This is a genomic window from Streptosporangium saharense (assembly GCF_014203715.1).
In the GTDB taxonomy this organism is placed as follows: Bacteria; Actinomycetota; Actinomycetes; order Streptosporangiales; family Streptosporangiaceae; genus Streptosporangium; species Streptosporangium saharense.
The window spans coordinates 1-24,902 of the sequence record NZ_JACHJP010000019.1 but is presented as its reverse complement, the minus strand read 5'-3'; the positions used below and the strand labels follow the sequence as shown (position 1 = coordinate 24,902).

Below are 24,902 nucleotides of genomic sequence, written 5' to 3'. Positions count from 1 at the left end.
CCCTGGTGCTCGTCGACGAACTGGCCGTCGCCGTGGTGAGCCTGGTGCGGGCGGCCTCCAGCTCGGCACGGGCGGTCGCGGCCGGGCCGGTGCCCGGGGGCGGTGTCGCCCTGGTGCTCGTCGACGAACTGGCCGTCGCCGTGGTGAGCCTGGTGCGGGCGGCCTCCAGCTCGGCACGGGCGGTCGCGGCCGGGCCGGTGCCCGCCGGGGACGGCGAGGGCCTGACGCTCGCTGTCGTGCTGCCCGCTGCGACCCTGGCCAGGGCGGCGACGGCCTCAGCCCGCGTCGCGGCGCGGCCGCGCTGGGTCTGCTGGTAGTGCGCTGCGACCCGGGCGGCGCGGGCGGCCATCGCTGCGGCGTACCCCTCGCCGTCATCGTCGGCCCGGACCCTGGCCCGGCGGCGGTTCGCGGCCAGGAGCCGGCCGATTCGGTATCGGATGACTCCGCCCAGGTCCGACGCCGTTCGTACCTGCCATGTCAGGAGTTCGACGACCTCGGAGGCCGGGAGATCCCGGGCGATCAGGGCGACCAGCGGCGCCAGGGCGGCCTGCTCGGCGTCGCTGAGCCCGTGCCCTCGCTGCTCGATCCAGGCCGGGCCACACTCCTTTACAATGTAAAGGCCGTGAGCCCGCTCCCCTTCAGAGATTCCTCCCCCAGGACGGGGGGAGCGATGGTCCCGCAGGCTCCGCAGGACGTGGGTCCGAGGGGAGGGGGGAGATCCCTCTCGCGTATAGGGACGCGTTTGAAAAATGATCTTCTGGCCGTGCTGAGTGGCCAGAGCCGGGCCGGTCGCGGAGCCGTACCGGACGACCTCACACTCGCTCAGCGCTGCGGCCACAGTGACGCGGGTCTGGCGACCCCGGGCGCGCGCAGGAGCGGGATCGACCTCGTCCCGCACGGCACGGGCCAGGTCGGCGGGCGGCTCTGCAGGGAGGTCGGGGAGGCTCAGCACATACCTGGCCTGGCGGCCCTGGGCGGGCCCGGCGACCTTGCGCACGTAGCCGAGCTTCTGCACGCGCGTGAAGTGGTTCCACCCGGTGCGGGGGTCGCACCCGTGCACTGAGGCGTAGACGGCCATGATGGCCATGACGTCGCTGACGTGGCCACGTGCCGTAGCGCGGTGTGTCAGGTGCTGGATCATCGCCCACGCGCGATCGTCGCGCAGCTCGCCGCGGTGCCGCTGCAGCGCGGCGATGCGATACCACTCCTGACGGGGCATGGCAGGGAGGCGCTCAGGCCCCTCGTAGGAGGCCGTCGCGGGCGGGGTTTGATGTGCGCTGTCCCTCTTGGGTGACACGCCCCTATCTGGGCATGCTGAGACAGGCAAGCCAGGGTGGGTTATCCTGAACTCCGTTCTCCCGATTTCGGCCTGGCAGCCGAAGCCGGGGGTCGTGCGGGGCCGTTGGCAGCGGCGCCGCGGTGAAGCGGTAAGCGGTGAAACAGAATGAAAGTGAAGTAAGTCGCCTGGGTTGGCGCCCAGGTTCGTGATCGCCCCGGCCTGGCAGCCGGGGCTCACGCATTTATGGAGTCAGTGGGTCCTCCTGCGCGGGGTCCACGTGCTCCTGTGCCAGGGGGTCGAGCGCGATCAGGCGCTCTAGGTACAGGCTCATAGAGATCCCTCGACGCTGGGCAGCTCGGACGAAGCTGGCCTTCACGTGCTCAGGAACTCTTGTCTGCAGGGGCTCAGTGCTCCCCACTCCGTGAGGGCGGCGGCTTCTGCCAGCGATTGCGACCACCCAGAGATCATGGCGCACTACAGAGCGATGATGCATGCATCTTGCCCGCGTGTCGCCAATCTGTGATCTATGCGGCCTGTGCTTACGCAGGTATTCGCGGGATCAGTCGGTCAAGATCAGCCGCAGCATCACCTATCGCACGACATGTCCGATGCATCTGTGTACAGCTCTCGATGGCCAGCACACGCCCGGTGCGGTGCTCGTCAAGCTGTCGGCCCAGGGCATCGGTCTGGTGCTTGAGACGGGCGTAGATCTCGGCCAGCGCCCGGTCAGTAGGAGTCAGCATGATCTCCTCCTTTCGAGGGGGTTGCCACGATTACCCGCTGGGCTCGCGCTCGTCCAGGACCTGCAGTTTTTGGGAGAGTCGCTGGCAAAGTGGCTCGACTCTCCCGTATCGCCCTACTCGTCGTCCTCCAGCTCGGCGGCGATCTCGTCCAAGCTCCGCAGTAGCTCCTCCGCGTCGGCCGGAGGGCTCGACGGCCCCAGACCGACGATGAGGTCCTCGACGTCCTCGTCAGAGACACCTCCGGGGGTGCCACCGATCCACCCCACGTGGTGCCAGGTCAGCGGGTCCCCGTCCGGCCTGGGTTCATAGACGGCCCGCGCGATCTCCCCCGGGACGATCATGTACGCCCCATCCCCTGGGGGTTCCCCTTCGTCCACTGGCCAGCTCATGCCGTCCAGTGGCCCTCCCATCAGCCGAATGCTCATGCCCTCAAGGGTGGCCTGTTCAGCCATTGAGTGCCGTGTAAATACAAAGCTGTGCTACCTGTGATCTATTCGCTACCAAGAGTTAGGAGGTGTGCGGTGCTGCTCTTCTTCCTCTCCCTCCCGAGTCCGCTCTTCTTCGGCGGGTGACGTGTAGTAGGTGAGCATGGCCTGCACGGCCCGCTCGCCTACCTCCGGCCCGTGGCCAGGGGCAGGCCCGAGCCGGGCCTGCAGTTGCTCGGCGAGTTCGCCCGCCAGCTCGGCCAGCGGCTCGCCGGGCAGCACCTGGCCCAGCTCCTCCAGCAGACGGACCACGGCGTCGCCCTCGGCCCACGTCAGGAGGGGCTGAGAAAGCGGCTCCTGGTGGCGGGAGGCGTCTACTTGAGCGGCCAGGACGACGGCCAGGTTGAGCCGGGCCATGCGGGTGTGGTCGGTGGTCATGTGCTCAGGGTGACAGCTCGCTCACCTGTGGCGCCTGCCGTACGGTGAGAGAGCACATCGCGCTCGTCTCCGGTCCGTCCCCCATGTCTTCGGAGTGCTCGGTGATCACCCCTCTTCTTCGCTCTGCCCGGCCAGGTGCCGGCGCCTCGGCCTACGCCCAGTACCGGGCCGCCATCGCCGAGGGGCGGTCCCAGCGACTGCTCATCCGGGCGGGCCTGGTCGCGGCGGCCGCCGTGGTGGCGGGCCTCGCCTGGGGCTGGGTGGCGGCCGCCGTGGTCGCGGTGGCGGTCGGAGTCGCTGACACAGTGGTCAGGTGGCGCACACATGAGGCCGTACGGACCTGGCGCAAGGGGGCGATCGGGGAGCGGCGTACCGCCCGGATGCTGCGGCCCTTGGAGCGGCGTGGGTACAGGGTGCTGCATGACAGGGCTCTGCCGTACGGCAGAGCGAATGTGGATCACCTGGTGATCGGGGCTACGGGCGTTTTCGTGGTGGACAGTAAGCACTGGTCCCGAGAGCGACGGTTGACCCGCCGGGGTCGGTACGTGCGCGTTGGCCGAAGCTCCGGAGACCAGCTGGTGAAGTCAGTGCTTTATGAGGGCCAGGCCGTCGCGGCCGCGCTCGCTCAAAGCCTGGGCCAGCAGGTCCAAGTCACGCCGGTCCTGGCCATTCACGGCACGCGCATGCCGCTGCTGCGCGTGACGAAGGTCTCGGGTGTGCCGCTCCTGCAGGCGCCCCAGGTCCGGGGGTGGATCGGCCGTCAGCCTGCACGGCTGTCGGCGGCAGAGGTCGCCACGATCGCCGCGGCGGCCGACAGGGTGCTGCCGCCGTACACCGCGAGCTAAGAGGACCAAAGCCGATCACCTGGGAGAACACCAAACTGGCCTTTGCTAAAACGAGCGTTTTAGCAAAGGCCAGTTTGGGTCAGGGCCTACCTGATGGAGCCGGGGGCGATGACCGGCGTGCCGTGGCCCCAGGACGCGCACTCCTCAGCCCAACACTGATGCGTCCAACAGGTCACCCGGTCGTTGGCATGCATCCCGGCCTCCTCCGCCAGGTCGTCGCGCCGAAGGGCCTCGGCGAGGTCGTGGGGGTTGCGCATGTGTTCCTCCTTCTAGATCAGGCGATGCTGGTCAGACCGTGGCGGCGCCCGGCCCTGAGCGGTCAGTGGTTCCTGCTCCAGTCGGCGAACTGGTCCAGGGCCGCCAGCTCCGCCTCGACGGCGGCCAGCTGGTCCGCGGCGGTGTTGAGCGCCGCTCCGGCGCGGTCCTTCTGCGGGCCAGGGGCGTACCGGTCATAGGTCCGCCGGGCGGCGTTGTAGGCATGCTCGGCGTCGCGGAACCGGGCGAGAACCTTGTTGCGGTCGGCCCGCCAGGCGTCCTCACGGGCCCGTCGCCGCTGGTCCTGCGCTTTGGCCTCTTCGCGGGCCTGTACGGCTTCGGCCTCGGCGGCCTGCCGGGCTTGCTTCTTCTTGCTGTTGAACAGAGGCATGTCGTCTCCCGGGGTGTGGCGTGCGGTCAGTCGGTCTCGGGCTCGTCGTCGGTGGCCTCGGCCAGCAGGCTGGCAAGCTGCAGCTGGACGACCTGCATGGCCTGGGTGGTCTCCTCCAGGCTGGAAGACAGCAGTTCGGAGTGGGTCTCCGTGCTCGCCTGTACCGCCTGAAAGCGCCGGTAGAGGGTCTGCACGGCGGCCGCGGACTGCCCCTCGCGCTGGGCGGTCGCGATGTCCAGGGCGAGCTTCTGCAGGTCATCCCGGGCCCGGGTGGTGAACGCGCTGATGATCATCTCCCGCATCTCGGCCTGATCGGGCAGGGGGACGCGCGACAGGTGGCTCCCCTCACCCATCCGGGAGACCAGCTCACGCAGCGATCCGAGCGCGTCGGTGTGCTGCGCGTTGACGAAGTAGACGCCTCCGGTCGGCCGCACGCGGATCGCCTTCAGGCCCTCGATGTAGGCGCGGACCATGGAGCGGAGCCTGTCGCCGGTCAGGAAGTTGCATCCCTCCTGGTAGGAGGTCTCGACCTCGGCCAGGACCTCGCGTACGCGGCCCTGCTCGGCCTCGGACAGGCCCTTGATCGCGGAGTGGTCGGGCTTGACGGCCAGTTCTCCGGCGCCGATGGCGGCGGTGGGGGAGCGGTCGTAGTGGAAAGCGATCTCGGCCAGGCGGGTGTCATAGCTCAGACGGGTGTTGGCCTCGTCACGCACCTCCCGGACGAGGTGGCGGACGATCTGGCGCTGGTCGCGGCGGACGTGCCGGACCATCAGCAGGGCCTCCCGAGCGGTCCCGTCCGTGGGGCGGCGGCCTCGGCGGCCGCCGGGCGCGGTGCTGGCCGGGTCGGCCAGGGGGTAGGAGACCCGCACACCGCGCGGGCCGGTGACCCTCTCGAAGATGTCCATGGGCCGGATGGGGCCGGGCAGGTGCGCGGGGTCGAGACCGAGCTGCTGAAACCACAGCTCCAGGGCCTCGGGGGTGACCCGCCCGTCAAAGATGCTGTAGAGCACCAGATAGCCGAGCAGGGGGGCTCCGCCCTGCTCCAGGGCCTCGGTGTAGGCGTCGATGCCGACCACTGGCGGGGCGTCGATCGCCGGGGCGGCGTGGGTCTCGGTCATGGCTCCATTGTCTCCCATCGGGTCTCTAAAACGCTCGTTTTTGCAGTAACCGGGGGTGTCGTGCCCCGTGCGGTACGGGGCACGACGGGGTCAGATGACCCGGAACAGATCGGCGACCTGGGTGACGTCGGCCAGGTCGGCGACCATGCGGACGTTATCGGCCAGGGCCTCCAAGACCGGTCCCGGTGTGGTCGCGATGGCCAGGCCGAAGGTCCGGAAGTCGAGACGGGCCTTGCGCTCCTGCCAGGTACGCATCCACTCCTCGCTGACCTTGGCCTCACCATCGGTGACCATGACGATGTCGGCGCGGGCGGTGCCCTCGGCGTTGTACGCGCGCTCCAGCAGCTCGGCCGCCTCGTCGAGCGGGCGGGTGAAGGACGTACCACCGCCGAGGAAGGTCTCGCCGAACTCCAGCAGCTGCTCCACGCTCGCGCGGCCGCCCGGGAACTCGAACACCTTCGGCGGCGCATTCTCGTGGGAGAAAACGATCCCGGCGAAGTCCCTACGGCTCGCACGGGCCTGGTCCAGCAGGGCGAGGCCTGCGGCCTTGGCCCACGCCTCCCGGGTGATCCCGGTGGCCTCGTAGGTATTGGTCATGGAGGAGGAGGTGTCGATCAAGGCGATGATGGCGCCCTGCCCCGTGATCTGCTCCCCCCGGGTCTCGTAGGTCATCAGCCTGCCCTCGGCGACCTTGGCGGCGAAGACCGGGCGCAGGGCGGGCACGCCGAGACTGGCCACCTCCGAGGGGATCGCCCGGGAGATGTCATCTCCGAGCGTGACGCCGACCAGCTCGCCGACGGCGTGCTCGACCTTGCGGGCGCGCTCACCGCGCGCCATCTGCCGGAACCGGCCGATCAGCTGGGCGAACTGCCCCAGACGGCCGCCGCGTAGCCGCTCGGCCAGCTGACGGCGGGTCTCGAAGTCCATCCTGGCCGTCTGGCCCGGCTCGATCCCCCAGGCGGTCATCAGGGCCGTCTCCTCGCGCGCCTGCTCGGCGGCCTGGGCGGCGGCCGCCCGTACGGCCGTGCGCGTCGATGGGCCGCTGTGGTCCAGCGCGGCCTGGGCCTGGGCGGCGGCCTGCTCGGCCTCCTGCTCGGCGGCCTCGGCGGCGTCGATGGCCTGCTGCACCGTGGCGGCCGCCGTGGCGGGGACCTCGCCCTTGGCGTCTTCCTGCTCGGCCGCCTCCTGCAGCGCGGCCTGCACGGCCGCGGCCGCCTGGGCGGCTTGCTCGGCGGCCTCGGCCGCGTGCTGCGTGGCCTGCCGAGCCTCCTTGGTGCGCTCCAGCATCCGGCGCAGCGGCTCGGCCTGGGCCAGGACCGCCATCGCGGCGGCGTAACTGTCCCCGGCCGTTTCCTTGCGCAGCTCGGCGAACTCCGGCGCGTCCAGCATCGCCTCCATGACCTGGTGGTTGACCAGGCGGGAGGGCTCCATCTGCTCGCGCGGCCGCAGCTCGGGAGCGGCCTTGTAGGCGGCGGTCCACATGTCCCGGATCAGGTCGCCGGTGTAGTCGTACCGGTCGAGCAGGTCGTCGATCAGGTCGCGCAGCGCGGGCGCCTGGTCGTGGACCTCGCGCCATTCGATCTCGTCGAACCTGTCGGCCTCGATGGTGGCGGTGTGCAGCGCCGGGGCGGCGGCGGCGCCGAGACCGAGCCAGCGGCCGGCCCGGCTCACCAGGTCCTTGAGCTTGCCCATGTCCGTCCCTCCTTTCCTCTCCTTGCGGGCAGAGTCAGATCCTGGCCTGGACCATGCTGGCGTCGACCCCGAGGGCCTCGACCATGATCCGGGCGTGCACCGCGTGGCGGCGGGCGCTGACCTGCTCCAGGGTCGCGGTGGAACGGCCTGCGGCCTGGGCGTCGTGGATCATCTCGGCCAGGCGCTTCCCGGCCTTGGCCAACTTCTTGTTCCCCTCCTTGATCGCCCACTCCGCCAGGGAATCCCGGGACTGACCTGCCCGGCTGTCCAGCTGCGCCTCCAGCTCCTCGATCGCGTCGGCCAGGTCGAGAGCCTCCTTGGCGTCTGGGCTGACCAGCGTCAGCACCGCCCGCTCGACCGTGGGCCGCTCGGTGGGGGAGTCCCACAGCGCCGCGGTGAGGACCTCCAGGTCCGCCGCATCGGCCTCGGCCCTTCCCGCGAGGTAGGCACTGGCCTGCAGCAGCCGGACGGCGGCCTTCCACCTGCGGTCAGAGGCGATCAGCTCGGCCCTGCGCAGCTGTGCCCTCAGCTGGCAGATCGCATCCACAATCGTGTCCGGCACGGCGATGGCGGGCACGTCGGCGGCGACGGCCTGGCGCAGCTCGGCCAGGTCCACCGTGGTCGCGGTGGGCTGGACCGGCGAGATGACGGCGGAGCGGACCAGGGCGGCGAAGTTGCTCGGGTCGGTGAGGTAGCCGACCTCCAGCCGGACCAGCAGCCGGTCGTAGAGCGCGGAGGTCTCCTCCGAGCTACCCAATTCGTTGCTGGCGGTGATCGCCGCGATGAGCGGGCAGGGGATCGGGGCGCCTCCGTTCTCCGGGTGGTAGATGCGTTCGTTCAAGTACGCGAGGGTCTCGTTGAGCGCCCCGGCCGAGCACTTGAAGATCTCGTCAATGAACGCGATGTCGCAGGTCGTGGCACGGCCGTCGAAAAGCTGGGTGTAGCGGCCCTGGGTCAGGGCGGCCACGTCGATCGGGCCGAACATCCTTTTCGGATCAGTGAACTTGCTGAGCAGGATCTCCCAGTAGCGGGCGCCGGTGAACCGGCCGGTCAGCTCTCGGGCGAGAGCGCTCTTGGCCGTACCGGGAGGGCCCAACAGGAGACTGTGCTGCCCGGCCAGGGTGCTCGCCATGAGCGCGCGCACCACGGCGCCGCGCTCGTAGAACTGCTCGCCCAACTCGGTGACGATCGCCTGCAGGCGCGCCGCCGTGGTGGTGGCGCTGGGGGTGGTGAAGGTCTGGGCCATGTGCGTTGGCCTACCTCTCTACTCGCAGGGTGACAAGACAAGCGTAGCGCCACGTCTGCAAAAACGAGCGTTTTTGCAGACGTGGCGCTCCAGATTTCCGAAGGAATTTTCCGAGGGCTGGTCAGTCCCCGTTGACCATCCTGTTCAGCCCTCGGACCACGACGAACTCCACAACGGACGCTGCGATCTCGGGATCCGTCCGTCGAAGCCGCTCTACGGCCTCGACGGCGCCGTCGCCATCCCGGGCCTTAGTCGCGGCGTGCAACTCGTCGAGGGCCGCCAGGATCTGGGCCTTCTTGCTCATCTGCGCTCCTTCGTGGGTTAGCGGTCTTCAGTAGTACATCCGCGTGGTACAGGGCGCCAGGCGCGCGGGGCAGGCCAGGGTGGTGCCGGTACTCAGGCGTTCACTGTCGTGAGCGCCAGGGTCTTGGCGGCGAGGTGCTTGCGCCGCTGGTCGGCCTGGTCCAGGTCGGCGCGCAGCCGGGCGGCCGTCTGCCCCGGCTTCCGGTCGAGACCGGCCAGCTCCGGCTCCAGGGCGGGATGCCCGGCCTCCTGGATCTGGCGGTAGGCGGCCTCGTCCCGGGGCGAGAAGCAGAAGAACGGGCGGCGCAGGGCGGCCTCGGCGCGCTCGCGCCACATGTCGACAGCGAGGCGGGCCTCGTCGACGGCGAGGACGTAGGCGTGGTGGGCGGCGAGCCACGCGGCGGCGGTGCTCAGCGCCTCCCAGCGTGCCTCGACCTGGCGTAGCAGACGGTCACGCTCGGCGCGGGCGACCTGCTCGTGAGCCAGCAGGTCACGCACGTCGGCGTACCGACAGACGGTGTCCATCATGGCGACCAGCCTCATGCCCTCGGTGCGCGCCTCCTCGCCGCGCGGGTCGGTGCCGGGGTGGGCGGCCCGCCAGCGGCGCATCGCGGCGCCGTACTCGGCGTCCAGCGTGTCACCGGTGCCGGTGAAGCCCTCGATGTCGAGCGGGGAAAGGGTCGTGATCACGGTGGTGCCCTTCAGGTGTTGGTCGGTCGTAGGGTGCCGCTGGACGCCCTGGGGCGGCTCACTTCTGCGCCTCGGTGTGGTGAGCCCACCGGATGTATTCGGCGTGCTCCTCCGGCGGGAGGTCCTCGCTGTACATGTCCGCGATGAGGTCGGGGTCGCCTGCGCCGCAGCAGCCCTCGATGTGCTTGGTCATGTCGCGGATCTGGTCGGCGGTGTACTCCATGGTCGCCTCCTCGGCGAGGGGTGAAGGTGTCTGGTTTGTCTGGTCGGAGCCAGCTACCGGGAATAGGTATTCCCGCAAATTACTAATCAGTAGAGCAGCGCTCTCTCATACTGGGGGAGCTATCGCGGCCGCCGAGCACGGCGGGCACGGGCGGGCTTGGTCGCCCGCCGTGGTGTAGTACGGGGTGCTGGGGGGCGGCGGGGCTCCGGTCGGCCGGTCAGATGGCGGATCAGCCGGTGAGCCCGCTCAACGCGGTAGTCCATGCCGTACAGGGTGGCCAGCACGACGGTCACGGCCAGGGCGACGGCGGCGATGACGACCAGGACGACGCCCCAGGGAGGAATCACGCGGGCCAGGGCGATCCCTGCGCCGACGCCGCATCCTCCGGCGCCGAGCCTTCGTGCCCAGACGGGAATCCGGGATGGCGTCTGGCCTGTCATAGTTCTCCTCCCACAGGGGTCTTAGTCCTGTGGGCAGGCCGGATGATGACCGGTGCCGGGGTCACCTTTACAGATCAGCCATACTTACGTCCACACGTAGTGACCTGCGGAAACAGGCGCCGCTTTCTGTCCTAGCATGCTGCGGGAGCTGCTCTCGCGGCGACTGACGAGCACCCGGTCACTGTCTGCTAAGCACCCGTTAGGCTGAGTGAGCCCTCCCTCGCGGGGTGGGCGGCGGCCGGTGAGTGCGGCCAGAGCCTTCTGGTTCACCGGCCGCCTTCTTTGTCTTCCCCTCTGCTAAAACGCGCGTTTTAGCAGAGGGGAAGATGTCAGCGTGACTTGCGGCGGCGGGCCAGTAGGTACGCCTCGACTGCGGTCGAGATCAGCTCGCTCCGCGAGCGGGCGCCGCTCGTCGTCTGCAGCTGGTCCAGGACGGCCAGCTCGGCCGTGGTCGCTTGGAAGAACCACAATCTGCGGCGCTGTCCCGTACGGCGGGCGGCGGCCGTCGCAGACTCGCGCCGCCCGGGGAAAAGACTGTCTTCTCGGCGGTCCGGCGCCTGGCGGCCGGCCACCAGCTCGGGCAGCCGATCGCGGAGCGCGTCGAGCGCGTCGTACACGACCCCGGCACAATCGACACGCTCCTTGCTTCGATAGGCCGTGGCGGCCTGGATCGCAGCGGGCAGCAGGTAGACGGACACCGGGAAGGTGTCGAGGCCGTCAGGATCGTCCTGGTCGACGGGCGGGAGGGGAGGACCTGGCCTGGCTGCTGGTGCCGGGGGCGGTTCAGAGGCAGGAATGGCGGGGCTCGGTGGTGGCGGTGCGGGCGGCTTGGGAGGAAGGAGGCCCCCCATGCCACCGGCGACACTTCCTCCGAAGGCGGCGCCGAGACTGCCGGGGGTGCCGAGCTGGCCGGAGTCGGTCATGCCTGAGCCCCGCTCTCAGCTGCTGCCAGCAGCTGCAGGATTTCCAGGCCGAGCTTGTCGAAGTCTGCGGCGACCTGGGAGGCGGTCGCGCTGATGCGCGGCTCAGAAGAGGAGTTGCCCGCGCGGCGGGTCTCCCACCATGTCGGCTGGGCGGCCGCGGCGGCCGCCAGCTCGTGGGCGGTGAGTCCGAGCTCTCGGGCATCCCGGGCGACCTTCTCGGAGTGGCCGACGAGTGCGGTCAGGACCGGGCTCGCGCCGATGCCGAACGCCTGCTCAACCTTCGTCCGGACGTCGCGGTGGATGGCGGTTGCGGCTCGGCTCGTGCCGAACAGCACGACGCCGAGCAAGGCCAGAGCTGGATTGATCTCCCTGGCGATGGCGTACCGCTGGGCCAGCAATCTCATGCCCACCAGTCCACCGCCGTCTGTCTTCGTCGGCATGAGCAGCCATCTGGCCGCGCCTAGCGCGAGGTCAATCAACAGGGTGTTCTCGGGGGGTGTGTCGATCAGGATGAGATCGTAGGGAGCGGTGGCCGGGGCCAGGGCCTTGGCGAGGGTGAGCATGGCGTCACGCCCATGCTGCTGGACCCTGCCGACCATGACGCCGGTCAGGTCGGTCAGGTCGAGCCCCCCGGGTACGACGAAGAGCCCGTCTCGGCCGGGGACCGGGACGGCCTGCAGGGTTCGGCCGGTCATGATGGACATCAGCAAGGCCGCGCCCTGATCGTCGATCTCTGTGTCGCGGTACCCGAGATCGTCGGCGAGGTTGGCCTGTCGGTTGAGGTCCACTAGGAGGATCTTGTATCCCTCGCGGGCGAGGGTGGCGCCCAGGTTCGCGGTGATAGTTGTTTTGCCTACGCCCCCTTTGTCGTTCGCTACCGCGATCACGCGAGTTAAGGCCAGAGCTTGGGCGGTGTCCAGCGCGCTCATGCTGTATCCGATCTGGTGATCTCGTAGGGCTGTACGTCGCGAGCAGTCTCCCACGTCATCCGGAGCGCCAATTTGCGTCCGACCTGGCCATTCTGCTAGTTAGCTATTGGTCTAGCTATCGGTCATCCATGTACGAAAACAGCCCTGTAGCAGCGGCTACAGGGCCAGGTGTTGCGATCGGATCAGCGGGTCATGCTGCGGGAGCGGGTCATCTGGTCAGCCCGCGTAGGCCGTGATTGACCATCCCCTCCATCAACGCCTCGGCGGCCTTCGGGTGCGTCTTACCGACCTCACTGATGATCGCGGTGATCTCCTGCTTGTCGTCCTTGGCGGCCGCAGCGGCCAGGCGCTCGACGACCTGCTCGACATCCTTCTTGCGCATGGGGACTCCTACTCACTTCTTGCGGCGGCTGGCCAGGTCAATGACCGGCGCTGTGGGCTGGCGGAGCTGCGCGACCTCAGCGCGCAGCTCGACAATCTCTCCAAGGAGATCTTCGATCATGGCGTCCCGCTCATCCTCGCCCGTCGGTCCTCTCACGTCAGCCCCCCGAGAAGAGTGACGACGATGATGAGCAGAGCAGCTTGCATGGACCAGAGCCCCCACCCGACGCGCTTGTACTTCTTGAGGGCGATCCGGCTCAGGCGGTGCACTTCTTCCGACAGGCGGTCCTGTAGATCCCCCATGGTGAGGGTGCTCAGCAGCTCAGCCGCAGACGTGACTCTGGCGTAGGCGACGAACCCCGTGCCGCCACGCCTGGGGATCCGAGGGGCTATAGCCCACAGGAGGATCGAGCAGGAGACGCCGAGAGCCGTGGTCGCGAGCCACAGGCCGACTCGCACGAGGACGGGCGGGTGCGCCAGCGCGCCGACCGCGACGAGGACCGTGAAGGCCGTCCCGGCGAGAGCAAGGCCGACAGCGGCCTTCGCGTCGCCTCGGGCCAGCTCGAACCTCGTGGCCTTCACCTCCTCCAGGAGGGCGGCCGCGCGAGGGTCCGGCGTGAGGGCCTGGCCGATGGCGATGAGCGCGGCCGCGGTCGCCTTCTCCGGGTCGGAAGCGCCGTAGTGCTGCCTGGCGGTGTCCAGCAGCCCCATCTCAGCCCCTCCCCTTCCCCTGGATGACGGGCTTCTCGATGTCCCTGTGCGTGACCTCGACCTCGCCGACCTTGTGGGCTCGGAGGTCTCGGAGGATGGCCTGGGCCAGGGCGGGCGCCCGGTGCCGCCCGCCCTGGCACCCGACCCCCACCACGATCTGCTTGTGGGGGAGGATCTGGGCCAGGTCACGCGCGGCCGCCGCCACGTGGCGGACCAGGGCGCGGGCGCCCGGCGTGTCCAGCACGTGGCAGGCCACGGCCGCGTCCAGGCCCGTGAGGTAGCGCATGCTCGGGTCCTCGTGCGGGTTGCGTAGAAGCCTGCGAGCGTCCACGTGCAGGTCCGCCTCGGGGGGCGGGGCGTGGCGCCAGCCGTACGAAATGATCAAGATACTCATGGATCTGTCTCCTGTGATCACGTGCGTGAGGGGCAGTCACAGCCGGGGGTGGCACACCAGCCCAGAGCGGACGCCCAGGTGGGCTCATAGATCGCCCACCCACCTCGGGCGGCGCCGCCGGTGTGGACGGCCTTCTGATGTCCACACCGGCGGCAGGGCTGGGCCAGCACATGCAGGGCTGGCCCGGGTGTCACTTCTGCGGCCGCCGGTCGCCACAGCCGGGCGAGGTCGGCCGGGTGCACGGCCCCGGTGAGCTGGAGCGGCTCGTACAGCCGGGGCAGATGTAGATGATCTTGCCCGGCCGCGCGGTAGGCGGTGTAGCGCTTCCTCCCCTGCTCATCAGAACGGGGTCACCACCCTCTGCGCCTGGTGGCTGGCCGAGTCGTAGACCTTGCGGTACTCGTCGTAGGCGTCCAGGTGCGCCTGCGCCTCGGCCAGCGTCCTCGGGGTCGTGGCCTCTACCTTGGCCCAGGCCCGCTCGATCCTCTTGACGTCCTTCTTCGTCTCGCGGCGCTTCACTCGGTGCCGCCCTTCGTAGCGGCCTGCTCGGCGAGCACCGCGTCGTAGGCCTCGCGCACCGAGTTGGGCTCGCCGCCCGGCCATCCCTTGTGCGAGGGGACGTGGTCCTTGGTGTACGTCTGGCAGGTGACGGTGATCTTCACTGTCCCTTCACCCGCTCCCGGTAGGTGCGGATGACCTGGGCGCGGCGGGCCACGGCGTGCTGCTCGACCTGCTCGTCGTAGGCCTCGCGCACCGAGTTGGGCTCGCCGCCCGGCCACTCACCAGTGGCCTTCTTACCGGGGTCGTGAGACCTCGTCTTGTTTGCCATGATGGAACTCCTCGAAAGAGGGCCCCGGGCGCGCGTTCTTGGCGGAGTGAGCGCCCGGGGCTTTGTCGTCCGGGGCAATCGCCCTCGGTGATTGACAGAGTGCCCTCACTCACATAGCTTGTCAACAAGAAGGCTCTAAGTTTTGTTGGGAGGTTGAGCCGTCTGGCTGTTGAGTCACACTGCCCGTATCGTCGGATTGCAACCTGACGAGATGAGGGGAGTGCATGGCCAGCTCAGAGAAGAGAAAGGACCAGACCGAAGACATGGCTACTGCCACGGAGGTCGATCCGGTCGTGCAGTTCGGCGGGCGTATTCCCAGCTCTTTGCGACGGCGAGTCAGAATGGCCGCCGTTGCCCAGGACAAGGACGCCCAAGACGTGCTGCGTGAGGCACTGGAGCAGTACCTGGAGCGACACAGCTTTTAGAGATCTCCCGGACGACAGCGACTGATCTTGCCGGAACACCGCTGCCGCCCGGGTCATACCGAACCCAGAAAGCGAGTTTCTGATGTTCAACATCAGCCTACGGCGCAGGAACCGCGCCGACGACGGGGAGCGCCCCGTCAACGGACATGATCACGAGATCCAGCCCCTTACTCCCTGGACCGGGGGAGATGGGGTCAGGGAGATCCGGCACTACCGGGTATCCCCTCGGGCGACGGCGAACGAGGCCGGATCTGACAGGAAGGCGGGACCTGGCGGTCGCCTGGCCGGTGGCCTGCTCGTCGCGGCGGGCGTCATCATCGCCGCCGCACTGGTCGGCGCGGGGTACGTCTCCTACGAGGCCCAGCGGAAGTTCGCGGCCGCGCACCTGACGGACCAGGCCGACGCGGACCTGGCCGCGCGGATCATCGCGGCGCTGCCGGATGCAGGCTGGATCGCTATGGCCCTCGTCGCCCTGGTGGCCGCGCTCCTGGGGAGGTCGTCGGCCCGCGCCAGGCTCGGCGTGGTGCTCTTCTTCGCCCTGAGCCTGGGCGCTCAGCTCATGTACGCCCCGCGTACGCCGGAGGGCATCCTGGTCGCGGTGATCGCGCCGGTCGCGCTCGCCTGGATGCTGGAGAGCCTCATTGTGGAGGTGCGTCGGTGGGCGGCGGCTCGGCAGGGACTCGACATCGCCGAGACGCCGATCCTCACGGCCGTCGCGGGCGGCCTGTGGCGCCTGCTGCGCGGCCTCGTTGGCCTGCTTCTCTGGGGAGTCCGGCTCCTGCTGGACAAGCGCGGCACCTGGGGCGGTGTGCGTGACTGGGTCCTGGACACTGCGCCTCTAGCGCCCGGCAGGACCCGCGCCAGCATGGCGGCTGCGGCCGCGCTAGAGCAGGCCGTCTCAGCGGAGAAGCAGGCCGAGCTGGAGCGCGCCCATGCTGGTGAGCTGGTCGAGCGGGAGCGGACCGAGATGGCTGCACGCTTGGACCAGATGGAGGCTCAGGTCAGGGCCGAGCGGGAGCAGCTCCAGGAGGCCCAGCAGGATCTGGACCGGCGCCTGGCCGAGACCGAGCAGGCGGCCAGGGCCGAGGTTCGCGCGGCGGCAGACGCTGAGGTCGCCGACCTGCAGACGGCGCTGGCGGAGATCCGGGCGGAGATCCACCGTGAGCGGACCCGGTTCGCAGCAGAGGTGTCGTCGGTACGCGAGGCCGAGCGGGCCGAGGCGAGGGCCCTTGCGGACCGGATGCAGGCTGATCTCGACCGAGCCCACCGCCAGCTCAACGCGCAGCGTGAGGAGTGCGCCCGCTTGGCTGAGCTGGCCTCGGTCCCGACCGGCCGTGCCCGTCTGATCGCCCTGTACGACCGGCTCCAGGGCGTCGATTCCCGGTACGGGGACCCCGCCCAGGCGGCCGCGCTGGCCCGTGAGCTGTACGAGCAGGCGGGCCTCAAGTCGGAGGGAACGGCGAGGACGTATCTGTACGAGCACATTAAGAGCGGTCTGACCGCCCGAATGTCGGTCGCAGGAGGCATTATCGAGACCCAGGGAGTCAGCCATGAGTAAAGAGATGTCACCTGTGCCGGTAAATGCCTCGCAGCTCTCGCCCGTCTCGCGGCCGGTGCCGATGCTGGCGGCCACCCTGCCCGCCCTCGCGGCCGCCGCGCCGATGCCCTGGGACTTGGTCCCGGGGTGGGCCTGGGTGGTCCTGGCCGGTGGCGCGGCCGGGATGGGCGCGCTGTCCCGCATCGGGCGCACGCCCCGCATGCCCCGGCTCTCGCTGCGGCGTCGCCTGCAGCTGCGCGTCCTTCGGCCCGGCCCCGGGTACGCGGGCCTTTGGGAGCTGTACCGGGGGTACAGCCCGCGCCGCGCCCGCGCCGTCGCGCGCCGGTCGCGCCCGTCCCTGAGCCTGCGGGACAGATGGCTCGGGCCGCCCGCCGCGTACGCGGTCTACCTCGGCCGGGCCCGGCCCTGGGGCCGTAAGGCCTACGCCACCCTGAAGGACGTCACGCTCACGATCGCGCCGCCCCAGCAGGGCAAGAGCGCGGCGGCGGTGGGCAGAGTCCTGGACGCCCCCGGGCCGGTCATCGTGACCAGCATCCGGGGCGACCTCATCAGCATGACCGCTGGTGTGCGCCAGCAGTACGGACACCTGCACGTCTTCAATCCCGGGGGCATAGGGGACTGGGGCACTACGCTGCGGTGGAACTTGGTGGCTGGGTGTCAGGATCCGGATACGGCGATCCGCCGAGCCGGATACCTGGTGGCCGGGATGTCCGCCAGCGCGGTCACAGACGCCAGCTTCTGGAGTGACCAGGCGGTCCTGACCCTGGCCGGGTACCTGCACGCCGGGGCTCTGGCCCGGGTCACCCTGCGGACCGTGCACGAGTGGATCGTGTCCCGAGACGAGGTCGCCCTAAGGGTCCTGGAGGGCCACGAGGGCGCCTACCCTGAGGCCCGGCTCGCGGTGGCCGAATATCTGGGCCTGCCGGAGCGGACCCAGGCCAGCGTCGCCACGACGATCCGCGGGTGCTTGCGCTTCCTGTCGAACCCCTCGGCCGCCGCATCGGTCGAGCCTCGGACGCGCGGCGACCTCTTCGACGTCGATCAGTTCCTCTCGGGCCGAGACACTCTGTACCTTGTCGCGTCCGCCGATGCTGCCGAGCTCGCGCCACTCTTCCTGACCTTCGTCGCCGAGATCTTCCACCGGGCCGTGGGAGAAGGGTCCCGAGCCCGGGCCAGTGCGCTGGACCCGCCCTTGACCCTCGTCCTGGACGAGGTCGCCAACATCTGCCCGATCCCGGTCCACAGCTGGGTCACGTACGCGGCCGGGTCCGGAGTGGTCCTGCACCTGATCGGCCAGGCATGGAGCCACTTCAAAGCCCGCTGGGGCGAGCACGGCGCCGAGACCATCTGGCAGGCAGCCACCTGCAAGATCCTCTACACCGCGTCCAGCGACGTGGAGATGATGGAGCGCGTCTCTCGCCTGGCGGGAGAGGTCCGGGTCCAGACCGGCGTGGAGCGGATCTCGGAGGGCCGAGACGCCAAGGGCCAGGCCCAGCACCGCACCCGACCCACGTACGAGAGGGTGCCAGTCCTGCCGCCGTCTGCCATGCGGCAGCTCCCGCCGTGGCACGCGGTGGTCATCCTGGCCGACCGACAGCCGACGATCGTCCAGGTCGAGCGCGGCTGGCTCCGGCCCGACTACAAGGAGTGGGCCAAGTCGGGCCGGGCGATCCAGCTGCCCGGCGTCACCACGGCATGGCCGGTGCCTGAGCCCCGGCCGGAGCTGGCCCGCGCGGGCCGTCCGGCCGACGAGATCGCCTCGCGTCGAGAGCGGCGCGTGGTCGCTCCGGAGGAAGCTCAGCCTCTGCCTCTGGCCTCGCCCGATGAGCAGGGCGGCTCGGGTGGGGACTGGCGGCCCTGGGGCACTGGGGATGGCCAGTGAGTGAGGAGTACGAGTACCTGGGGGACATCGCCGGTGGCGATGTCCCCGCCTCCGTTCCGGAGCTGGCCGCGCTGAGCACGATCAGCATGGAGGTCGGCCGGGTCCGTGCCCGGCTGGACCAGGCCCTCGCCGACCTGGCGACGGTGGCCCGCCAGGTCGGCCCCGTGGCACGGCTGACCATCGGCGTCGAGCAGCTCGCCCAGCGCGTCGCCGTGGTGGAGACCCTCGGCGGGGAGGTCCAGGCCCTGGCCACTGCGGTGGAGGCGCTGGGCGCAGAGGCAGGCACGCCGCCTCCTCACCCGGTGGACTGGGCGCACGCCGAGGACCGCGCCGAGTGGGCGGCTGACCTGGTGGTGTGGGTGCGGGACGTCCTGATCACCGGGTGGCCAGCCGTGGCTGACCGGCTGCCTGGATGCTGGCCGCGCCACCGAGACATCCTCCAGGACATCGCCACCCTGCGCGCCACGTACGAGGCGGCATACGACGACCCGCGCGGCCGTCCGCACCACGCCGTCGAGTACCGACGCCTCCTGGAGGACGTGCTGCGCCAGGCCGAGACGCTCACCCAGGACTGCCAGAAGCCGGGCCTCCCCCACCCGGTGCCGGGTCCCGCACGGGACGACATGGCCGAACTGGAGGCCGCGATGCGCATCGAGGTCATCGCGGAGATCTACGCCCTGGCCGGACAGGCCACCTCCAAGATCACCCCGCCTGACCTGGCGGCAGCTGCCCAAGCACGCGCGGAGCGCCTATGGGCGGAGCACGGCGTGACGCAAGAGGAGTACCGGCTGTATGACCAGGCCGTACGAGCCCGGCGCCCGGGGACCTGACACACCAGCACCCACCAGAGAGCCCCTGCTAAAACGCGCGTTTTAGCAGGGGCTCTCTGGTGTTGTCAGCAGGGCCAGTCGTCCCCCTCCGCACAGATCCACAGCAGGGTGGCCTCGACCCCGATGCCGTACTCCGGCCACCGGGCGCTCTTCTGACGGCGCTCGCCGACGGCGCGCGCGTCAACGGTCTCACTCAGCATCTGATTCACATTCGGGCGGGGGAGCGGCCGACCAGTAATCGGAGCCTCCTCACTACGCCCGGTCGCCCACAGCACGGCGTCCATGATGCCCAGGTAGTACTGGCGGTTATCCCACTCATCGGTGCCTGGAGACGCGTCCACGTTCATCGCGAGGTTGCGTCGCACCTCCTCCTCCAGCCGCGTGATCTCCTCCGGGTACCGGATTGGCCCCATCCTCAGCCGCGCGGTCTGCTCCCGCAAAGTCAACGGAGGGGACAGAGGTGTTCGCCGTCCCTGCGGGGCAGCGAGCCTCCGCCGTAGCGCGGACAACTCGGCCGGGGTGAGCGGGGAGTCATCGAGCATCGGTGTGGTGTGGCCGTGCTGCGGATCTACTGGCATGTGCCCTCCTGGATCGCGCTGGTCACAGGGACAGGTCGTGGCCTGCCTCGGCCTGGCGGGTCTGGGTCTGCTCGGCCTGGCGGGTCTGCTCGGCCCGGCTGGCCTCTCTCCGCTCCAGTGTGTCCCGCTCGGTGCGCATCCGCTCGGCCTCGGCCCGCGCGTCCCGCTCGGCGGCGGCCCGGTCGGCCTGGCTCCGGCGCAGCCGCTCCTCGACCGGGTCCGCCTCCTGGTGGCGGGCGGCCGCGATCCGCCGGGCCGCACGAGCACGCAGGATCGCCTCCTGCGTGGCGGGCGCCTCGGCCTGGCCCTCCCCGTACAGGTCCAGCGCGGCCTGCTCGGCCATCGGCTCGGAAATCTCGGCCTGCTGCTCGGCCCGCTCTGCGTCGGCCAGGCGCTCGGTCCGGCCCGGCGTCCGCCAGGCTTCCTCCGGCAGACCGAGGTCCAGGACCAGCTGGTCCTCGTGCACCGTCTGGACCTCGCGCTCAGGCTCCTCCAGGCGCTGGCGCTCGGTCCGGCCCGGCGTCGACCAGGTCTCCTCCGGCAGACCGAGGTCCAAGGCCAGCTGGTCCTCGTGCACCGTCTGGACCTCGCGCTCAGGCTCCTCCAGCACGGTCAGGTCCAGCGCCATCTGGCCTTCATGCACCTTGGCCTCGGCCTGGGCCTGGGCCAGTAGCTGCCGGGACTGCTCGGCCTCGGCCTGCGCGGCGGGGGTGACCTGGTGCAGAGGCGGCAGCAGGACCGTCTTGTCGGCGTCCGCGCGGCGCCTCAGCTCGGCGTCGGCACGCATCGCGGCGACGCGCCGGTCCTCGGTGGCGCGCCACCAGGCTTGCCGTGCCTGGTGGGCCTCCTCCAGGTGCCCACGTCGGGTGTCCAGCTCGGCGGCCATCGCCCGGAGCCCAGCGGCCTGGGCGAGCAGCCCGGCCTGGTCAGGCCCATCGACGGCCATGGCCTGGGCGGTGAGACGAGCGGCTTCCGCAGCGTGCTCCCGCGTCGCGATGGAGACCTCTCGCAGGTCGTCCGCGACGTAGGGGGGCGCCCACTGCAGGTCACGCTCGTAGGCGGCGCGGGCCACCCACAGCTCGCCCACGGTGGCGGCCGCCAGGTCGCGCTCAGCTCCGGGCCTCCCCAGCGCGTCATACGCCGCATACCAAGCGGCCCGCTGCTCGGGCGAGGTCTTGCCTGGCGCCTGCCCGATGGCCTCCCGAGCGGTCGGAGCCTTCACCCCGTACTGCTCTCGGTAGGCCAGCACTGCCCCGGCCCGGCTGATCCACTCCTGCCGCGCCTCGGCCTCGGCCGCTGCGGGCACCTCCCTGCCCAGGGCCTCGGCCAGCCATGAGGGGGTCCGCTCGGCGGCCCGCTCGCCCAGACGCTGGACACGGCGATCCATGTCGGCGGCAACGTGCTGCGCCGCGCCAGTGAAAACGGGCCCCAGGTCCGGGGTCCGATCCGCCCATGTGCCGTGGATCAGCTCCTCGGACGTGTCCAGCTCGTCCCAGTCCACGCCCAGCTCTTCACCGACACGATCAAGACGCCAGTGCAGCGTCTCGGCGACACTGTCAGCGGAGTCCAGCTCCCGCATCACTATGGCGATGCCCAGCACTTGGTGGGGGTCGCGGCCGGACATCTCGATCTGCCGCAACCGCCGGGCCAGGGTGCCCAAGGCCGGATCGGTGCGCAGCCGGTCGGCATACTCAGGCAGCAGATGCCCGCGCGCCACAGCCCCCGCGATGTATGCCTCCGCCCGGTGGGTCCGCACCATGTCAGTCCACATGGACCCGAGGTGCGCCATGTGCTCGGCCCGCTCGGCCTCGGCCCGCACAGCGGCCAGCGCGGTCTGGGCCAACTCCTCCTGGCCCATGACCCCGGCCAGGACGGCAAGCGGGTCCGGCGCGGCCCGCTCCTGCTCGACCTGGGCCGCGTAGGCGTCGTGGGCCTGATCGGGGCCGGAGCGCAGATCCGCGCCTCGCCGCTCCTCAGCGACGGTGTAGGCGTAGGACCCGGAGCGCGCCCGGGTGAGCATGACGTACAGCATCTCCCGCGTGACGCGCTCGTCTACCAGGGCGTGGCAGGTGTCCACGGTCCGGCCCTGGGCCGCGTGCACAGTGCCCGCGTAGGCCAGCTCGACCTGCTCAGCCACGTAGTCGCCGGGGAGGGTCACCACGGCGTCAGTCGGGCGGCCGTCATGGTCCAGCAGGCGCGCTCGCAGCGTCCCGGCGCCGACGCTCTCCACCACCAGCACGTCCCTGTTGGTGATCGTGCGCGTCCCGGCCTCAATCTTGCGGTCGTTGCGGCGGGCCGTGATCAGGTCACCGGCCCCGGCGCGATTGCCGTCCCGGAGCGCGACGCCACCCTGTGACACCCGCCCCAGGGCGGCGAGTCGAGCCCGCACCTGACCGGACAGCGATGATGCCTGCTCGTTGGTCGGAGCGAGCAGCAGCGTCTGGCGGCCGTCGACGAGGTCGGCGAGGTAGGCGTCCAGAGCGTCAGCGGCCATCTCCTCCGCCGTGCCGCCGCGCACCCGGCCACGGTGGTGGTACTCCATCAGCACACTCGTGTCCCCAGAGCGGAGCCTGAGCGACGCTTCCCGCTCCCACTCCTCACGGAAGCGGGCGATGCTGACCAGCTCGTGCGCGCCGGCGACTTCCACGAGGTGGTGCATCATGCCGCCGACCTCGGGCGCGCCGAGCTGCTCGACGTCCCCGCTCAACACGACCTTGGCGCCCGCGTCGTGCGCCCGGCGGATGATCTTACGAAGGTCCTTGGTGGACACCATGGATGCCTCGTCCACGATCACGAGGTCCCCATAAGCGAGGTCGCCCTGGCCCTGAGCGATCCCGGCGCTCCACCGAGCGATGTTGTAAGCGGAGTCCAGACCCTCGGCCTGCAGCACGTGAGCGGCGGCCTGCGCGGTGGTCAAGCCGATCACCCGGCCCCCGCTCTGCGTCCGCCATACCTCGGCCAGTCCGGCCACCGTGTAGCTCTTGCCCGCTCCGGCCGGGCCGACCAGGACGTCCACCTGACGGCCAGAGGTCGCAATCCCGTAGACCGCAGCCGCCTGGTCCAGGCGTAGCCCCTGGGGTCGAGCGCCGGTCAAGCGGACCACGCTCCCGTCCGGAGCGACCTCGATCCCGAGCGAAGCGGCCAGCTCGGCGGAGGGAAGCCGCGGGGCTCCGGTGTCGAGCGCCTGCTCGACCACCTGGGTCTCCTGGTCCAACCAGGGCGCCGTGGTGTACCGGTCCGCGCACGGCGCCGCGTACACGCTGGACCCGTCCGGACGCTGCAGCGGGGCGGGAAGCTGTACCCGGTCCGGCACGTTCAGTAGCCGCGCCCCGGCTGCCCCGGCCGGGTCAAGGGCGATATCCGTCAGCTCCTCCAGCAGCGCCTCGACCCGCTCAGCGGGCAGACCGCCCAGGTAGGGCGGCAGGTGCCGGGCCACGGCCCGCAGCACCTCGTACCGGCTGAACGTCGTCCCGGCCTCCTGCGCTTCGGCGATCGCCGCGGTGACCACCCGCTTGATGTCCAGGTCCGCCAGGCGCTCCTGTGCGGCCGCCTGAGCCTTCGGCCCGATCCTCCCCAACGCCGCTCCAGGGATCTGGGTCAGGGCGTCTATCTCCATCTCGGTCACCCGCTGCTGCCACGCGCGCAGCTCTTCCGCGCGGCTGGGCGCGTCCTTGGCCTTCGGCTTGGCGGCCTTGGTCGCTTTGGTCGCGGCCTGCGCCAGCAGGAACAGCGCTCGCGCGCTTGGCTTGTGACCGTGCGCCGCTTCGTAGTCGGCGATGCGCTGCTCCATGTCCGCCGTCACCTGCGCGCGTCGGCTTGAGAAGAGCGCGATCTGCTCGGCGGTCACCCCGACGATCTCCCGGCCGTGCCCGTCAGGGCGTGCGCGCCACTCGACGCCGAGAACGCGGGTCAGCTGCTCCTCCATCACCCGCTCGCCGACTGCGGCGGCGGCGGGCCGTACCCGGTGGACCGCTCGGGAGTCGAGCGACCTCCACTGGCCGTCCTCGCAGAGCTGGCGATTGAGCACGGCCTGGTGGACGTGCAGCTGAGGCTCTCCCTCGCGGGAGGTGTGCTGCCGGAACTGGGCGACGGCCCAATTACCCGCGTCAGTCCAGCGGCCGGTGGAGCGGCCCTCCACCGTCGTCCCGTGATACCCGGTCCGCGCGGCCCCCGCGTGGTCCCGGGTGTAGGCCAAGCTCGCAGTCGCCCCAGCGAGGACGGCGTCCCAGACTGCGGCGGCGGCCTTCTCGTACGCCTCGGCCCTCTCGGCCTGGCCCGCCTCACGGGCCTGCAGAGCCGACGCCTGCAGACCGGCGTGCAGTAGAGAGACCGACTTCGTCGGGCTGAACGTCAGGTCGAAGAAGTAGACCGCCTTCCGCTCGGCCTTCATGGCCTTGATCCGAAGCTCCTCCAGGCGCTCAAAAGTCGCCTGCGGCTCCTTCTTCACCAGCTCCGCGAAGATCGTCTCTGCGCTCTTGTACTGGCTCGGACGGCGGCCGAGCCTGGCCTTCTCCTCGTCCGGAATGTCCCGGTTCGAAAAATCCGGATCACGAGGGTCGAGGAAGGTCGTGTAGAGGCGCTCCATGATCGCGGGCTCCACCAGCGACCCGGGCTCCAGGCCCAGAGCGCGCGCCCCTTCACCCCACCAGATCCCCGGCGGCTCGCCATGCTCAGCGACCGCGCTCAAGTAGTAGTTCTCCGCCCCTCGGCCGACCGAGCGCGTGAGGTAGCCCGGGTCATACCCGGCGGCGATGCTCAGCATCTCGGCTACCTCCTCTCCGGGGCACCGCCCCGGAGGGCGTGGCGGAAGATCGTACGGGTAGCACTCACTCTACCATGATCATTAATAATGCCTAGGTGTGGTGGCTTTTGATTTTGGGGGTGAGGTGAGTGAAAGGGAGAGGGATGAGAGGTGAGATGGAGGGCTGAAAGTGGGGTGAGGTGAGAGGAGGTGAGCATGATCAGAGAGGGGGTGGAGCGATCTAGGAGGGGTGAGGCAGGCTCGGGTTGGCAGCGGGGCGGGCGGGGGACGGACGCGATCTTGGGGTCCGCCGGACGGCCCGCGCGGCCGCCGCGCCGCGCACGCCCTGGCCCTCACCACCACCCCGCCGGACGGCCCGCGCGGCCGCCGCGCCGCGCACGCCCTGGCCCTCACCACCACCCCGCCGGACGGCCCGCGCGGCCGCCGCGCCGCGCACGCCCTGGCCCTCACCACCCCCCCGCCGGACGGCCCGCGCGGCCGCCGCGCCGCGCACGCCCTGGCCCTCACCACCACCCCGCCGGACGGCCCGCGCGGCCGCCGCGCCGCGCACGCCCTGGCCCTCACCACCACCCCGCCGGACGGCCCGCGCGGCCGCCGCGCCGCGCACGCCCT

Annotated in this window: 29 protein-coding genes and 1 pseudogene; 7 read left to right on the top strand and 23 right to left on the bottom strand. The window is 70.5% G+C overall.

Annotation, left to right across the window (positions count from 1 at the left end):
- The 4 genes from FHS44_RS39580 to FHS44_RS42640 form a co-directional block, all read right to left on the bottom strand.
- Positions 1-1,219 (bottom strand): hypothetical protein (locus tag FHS44_RS39580; protein WP_184725672.1); only part of this gene is annotated, 1,219 nt, incomplete at its 3' end.
- A gap of 916 nt (positions 1,220-2,135) precedes the next feature.
- Positions 2,136-2,447: a hypothetical protein gene (locus FHS44_RS39575; protein ID WP_184725671.1), complete on the bottom strand. Its 312-nt coding sequence runs from the start codon at positions 2,445-2,447 to the stop codon at positions 2,136-2,138.
- 72 nt (positions 2,448-2,519) lie between these two features.
- A complete protein-coding gene (locus FHS44_RS39570; protein WP_184725669.1) occupies positions 2,520-2,885 on the bottom strand; it encodes a hypothetical protein in 366 nt (121 codons plus the stop codon).
- A gap of 151 nt (positions 2,886-3,036) precedes the next feature.
- A complete protein-coding gene (locus FHS44_RS42640; protein WP_246436741.1) occupies positions 3,037-3,189 on the bottom strand; it encodes a hypothetical protein in 153 nt (50 codons plus the stop codon).
- On the opposite strand from FHS44_RS42640, the gene FHS44_RS42175 reads away from it, so the two are divergent.
- Positions 3,119-3,730 carry a nuclease-related domain-containing protein gene (locus FHS44_RS42175; RefSeq protein ID WP_312864012.1) on the top strand — a complete coding sequence of 204 codons (612 nt, stop codon included), beginning with the start codon at positions 3,119-3,121 and terminating at the stop codon, positions 3,728-3,730. The genes FHS44_RS42640 and FHS44_RS42175 overlap by 71 nt on opposite strands.
- An 86-nt stretch (positions 3,731-3,816) precedes the next feature.
- Here FHS44_RS42175 and FHS44_RS39560 read toward each other — a convergent pair whose 3' ends face one another.
- The 14 genes from FHS44_RS39560 to FHS44_RS39495 form a co-directional block, all read right to left on the bottom strand.
- Positions 3,817-3,987, bottom strand: a complete 171-nt coding sequence (locus tag FHS44_RS39560) for a hypothetical protein (RefSeq protein ID WP_184725666.1) — start codon at positions 3,985-3,987, stop codon at positions 3,817-3,819.
- A 62-nt stretch (positions 3,988-4,049) separates the two neighbouring features.
- Positions 4,050-4,376, bottom strand: coding sequence for a hypothetical protein (locus FHS44_RS39555; RefSeq protein ID WP_184725664.1), 327 nt, complete (start codon positions 4,374-4,376; stop codon positions 4,050-4,052).
- A gap of 26 nt (positions 4,377-4,402) precedes the next feature.
- A complete protein-coding gene (locus FHS44_RS39550) occupies positions 4,403-5,494 on the bottom strand; it encodes a DUF6744 family protein (RefSeq protein ID WP_221461844.1) in 1,092 nt (363 codons plus the stop codon).
- A 90-nt stretch (positions 5,495-5,584) separates the two neighbouring features.
- A complete protein-coding gene (locus tag FHS44_RS39545; RefSeq protein WP_184725662.1) occupies positions 5,585-7,186 on the bottom strand; it encodes a VWA domain-containing protein in 1,602 nt (533 codons plus the stop codon).
- Positions 7,187-7,220: 34 nt separating this feature from the next.
- Complete coding sequence (locus FHS44_RS39540; protein ID WP_184725660.1) at positions 7,221-8,432, bottom strand: AAA family ATPase; 1,212 nt, start codon at positions 8,430-8,432, stop codon at positions 7,221-7,223.
- 121 nt (positions 8,433-8,553) lie between these two features.
- Positions 8,554-8,736, bottom strand: coding sequence for a hypothetical protein (locus FHS44_RS39535; RefSeq protein ID WP_184725657.1), 183 nt, complete (start codon positions 8,734-8,736; stop codon positions 8,554-8,556).
- A 92-nt stretch (positions 8,737-8,828) separates the two neighbouring features.
- Positions 8,829-9,425, bottom strand: a complete 597-nt coding sequence (locus FHS44_RS39530) for a hypothetical protein (RefSeq protein WP_221461843.1) — start codon at positions 9,423-9,425, stop codon at positions 8,829-8,831.
- Positions 9,426-9,483: 58 nt separating this feature from the next.
- Positions 9,484-9,648, bottom strand: a complete 165-nt coding sequence (locus FHS44_RS39525; protein ID WP_184725655.1) for a hypothetical protein — start codon at positions 9,646-9,648, stop codon at positions 9,484-9,486.
- A 119-nt stretch (positions 9,649-9,767) separates the two neighbouring features.
- On the bottom strand, positions 9,768-10,088 hold the full coding sequence (locus FHS44_RS39520; protein ID WP_184725653.1) for a hypothetical protein: 321 nt from the start codon (positions 10,086-10,088) through the stop codon (positions 9,768-9,770).
- A 329-nt stretch (positions 10,089-10,417) separates the two neighbouring features.
- Positions 10,418-11,011, bottom strand: coding sequence for a hypothetical protein (locus FHS44_RS39515; protein ID WP_184725651.1), 594 nt, complete (start codon positions 11,009-11,011; stop codon positions 10,418-10,420).
- The gene (locus FHS44_RS39510) at positions 11,008-11,940 is read right to left on the bottom strand and encodes a ParA family protein (protein ID WP_184725649.1); all 933 of its coding nucleotides are present in this window, start codon (positions 11,938-11,940) and stop codon (positions 11,008-11,010) included. The genes FHS44_RS39515 and FHS44_RS39510 overlap by 4 nt, the downstream gene beginning before the upstream one ends.
- A gap of 208 nt (positions 11,941-12,148) precedes the next feature.
- A complete protein-coding gene (locus FHS44_RS39505; protein ID WP_184725647.1) occupies positions 12,149-12,322 on the bottom strand; it encodes a hypothetical protein in 174 nt (57 codons plus the stop codon).
- 152 nt (positions 12,323-12,474) lie between these two features.
- Positions 12,475-13,032 (bottom strand): Pycsar system effector family protein, encoded by a 558-nt coding sequence (locus FHS44_RS39500; RefSeq protein ID WP_184725645.1) that lies wholly within the window; start codon positions 13,030-13,032, stop codon positions 12,475-12,477.
- 1 nt (position 13,033) lies between these two features.
- A complete protein-coding gene (locus FHS44_RS39495; protein ID WP_184725643.1) occupies positions 13,034-13,426 on the bottom strand; it encodes a RapZ C-terminal domain-containing protein in 393 nt (130 codons plus the stop codon).
- 137 nt (positions 13,427-13,563) lie between these two features.
- Here FHS44_RS39495 and FHS44_RS39490 point away from each other — a divergent pair, with 137 nt between their 5' ends.
- Positions 13,564-13,713 (top strand): hypothetical protein, encoded by a 150-nt coding sequence (locus FHS44_RS39490; protein ID WP_184725641.1) that lies wholly within the window; start codon positions 13,564-13,566, stop codon positions 13,711-13,713.
- 52 nt (positions 13,714-13,765) lie between these two features.
- Here the strand turns inward: FHS44_RS39490 and FHS44_RS39485 are convergent, their stop codons facing one another.
- From FHS44_RS39485 to FHS44_RS39475, 3 genes are read right to left on the bottom strand one after another with little or no spacing between them, the layout of a single operon-like run.
- On the bottom strand, positions 13,766-13,945 hold the full coding sequence (locus tag FHS44_RS39485; RefSeq protein WP_184725639.1) for a hypothetical protein: 180 nt from the start codon (positions 13,943-13,945) through the stop codon (positions 13,766-13,768).
- Positions 13,942-14,088, bottom strand: coding sequence for a hypothetical protein (locus tag FHS44_RS39480; RefSeq protein ID WP_184725637.1), 147 nt, complete (start codon positions 14,086-14,088; stop codon positions 13,942-13,944). Before FHS44_RS39480 ends, FHS44_RS39485 begins: the two co-directional genes overlap by 4 nt.
- Positions 14,085-14,255, bottom strand: a complete 171-nt coding sequence (locus FHS44_RS39475) for a hypothetical protein (RefSeq protein ID WP_184725635.1) — start codon at positions 14,253-14,255, stop codon at positions 14,085-14,087. Before FHS44_RS39475 ends, FHS44_RS39480 begins: the two co-directional genes overlap by 4 nt.
- Positions 14,256-14,479: 224 nt before the next feature.
- Here FHS44_RS39475 and FHS44_RS39470 point away from each other — a divergent pair, with 224 nt between their 5' ends.
- The 4 genes from FHS44_RS39470 (at position 14,480) to FHS44_RS39455 (ending at position 18,950) form a co-directional block, all read left to right on the top strand.
- On the top strand, positions 14,480-14,680 hold the full coding sequence (locus FHS44_RS39470; RefSeq protein WP_184725680.1) for a hypothetical protein: 201 nt from the start codon (positions 14,480-14,482) through the stop codon (positions 14,678-14,680).
- Positions 14,681-14,762: 82 nt separating this feature from the next.
- Positions 14,763-16,238, top strand: coding sequence for a DUF2637 domain-containing protein (locus FHS44_RS39465; protein ID WP_184725633.1), 1,476 nt, complete (start codon positions 14,763-14,765; stop codon positions 16,236-16,238).
- Entirely contained in the window at positions 16,231-18,120 is a 1,890-nt protein-coding gene (locus FHS44_RS39460) for a type IV secretory system conjugative DNA transfer family protein (protein ID WP_184725631.1), read from the top strand. The genes FHS44_RS39465 and FHS44_RS39460 overlap by 8 nt, the downstream gene beginning before the upstream one ends.
- Positions 18,117-18,950, top strand: a complete 834-nt coding sequence (locus FHS44_RS39455; RefSeq protein ID WP_184725629.1) for a hypothetical protein — start codon at positions 18,117-18,119, stop codon at positions 18,948-18,950. Before FHS44_RS39460 ends, FHS44_RS39455 begins: the two co-directional genes overlap by 4 nt.
- Before the next feature lie 65 nt (positions 18,951-19,015).
- On the opposite strand, the gene FHS44_RS39450 is transcribed toward FHS44_RS39455, so the two are convergent.
- Both FHS44_RS39450 and mobF read right to left on the bottom strand, forming a co-directional pair.
- The gene (locus FHS44_RS39450) at positions 19,016-19,528 is read right to left on the bottom strand and encodes a hypothetical protein (protein WP_184725627.1); all 513 of its coding nucleotides are present in this window, start codon (positions 19,526-19,528) and stop codon (positions 19,016-19,018) included.
- A gap of 22 nt (positions 19,529-19,550) precedes the next feature.
- Positions 19,551-24,290: a MobF family relaxase gene (gene mobF, locus FHS44_RS39445; protein WP_184725625.1), complete on the bottom strand. Its 4,740-nt coding sequence runs from the start codon at positions 24,288-24,290 to the stop codon at positions 19,551-19,553.
- 229 nt (positions 24,291-24,519) lie between these two features.
- Between mobF and FHS44_RS39440 the strand changes: the two are divergent.
- Positions 24,520-24,902 (top strand): annotated as a pseudogene (locus FHS44_RS39440) (hypothetical protein); the annotation flags it as partial.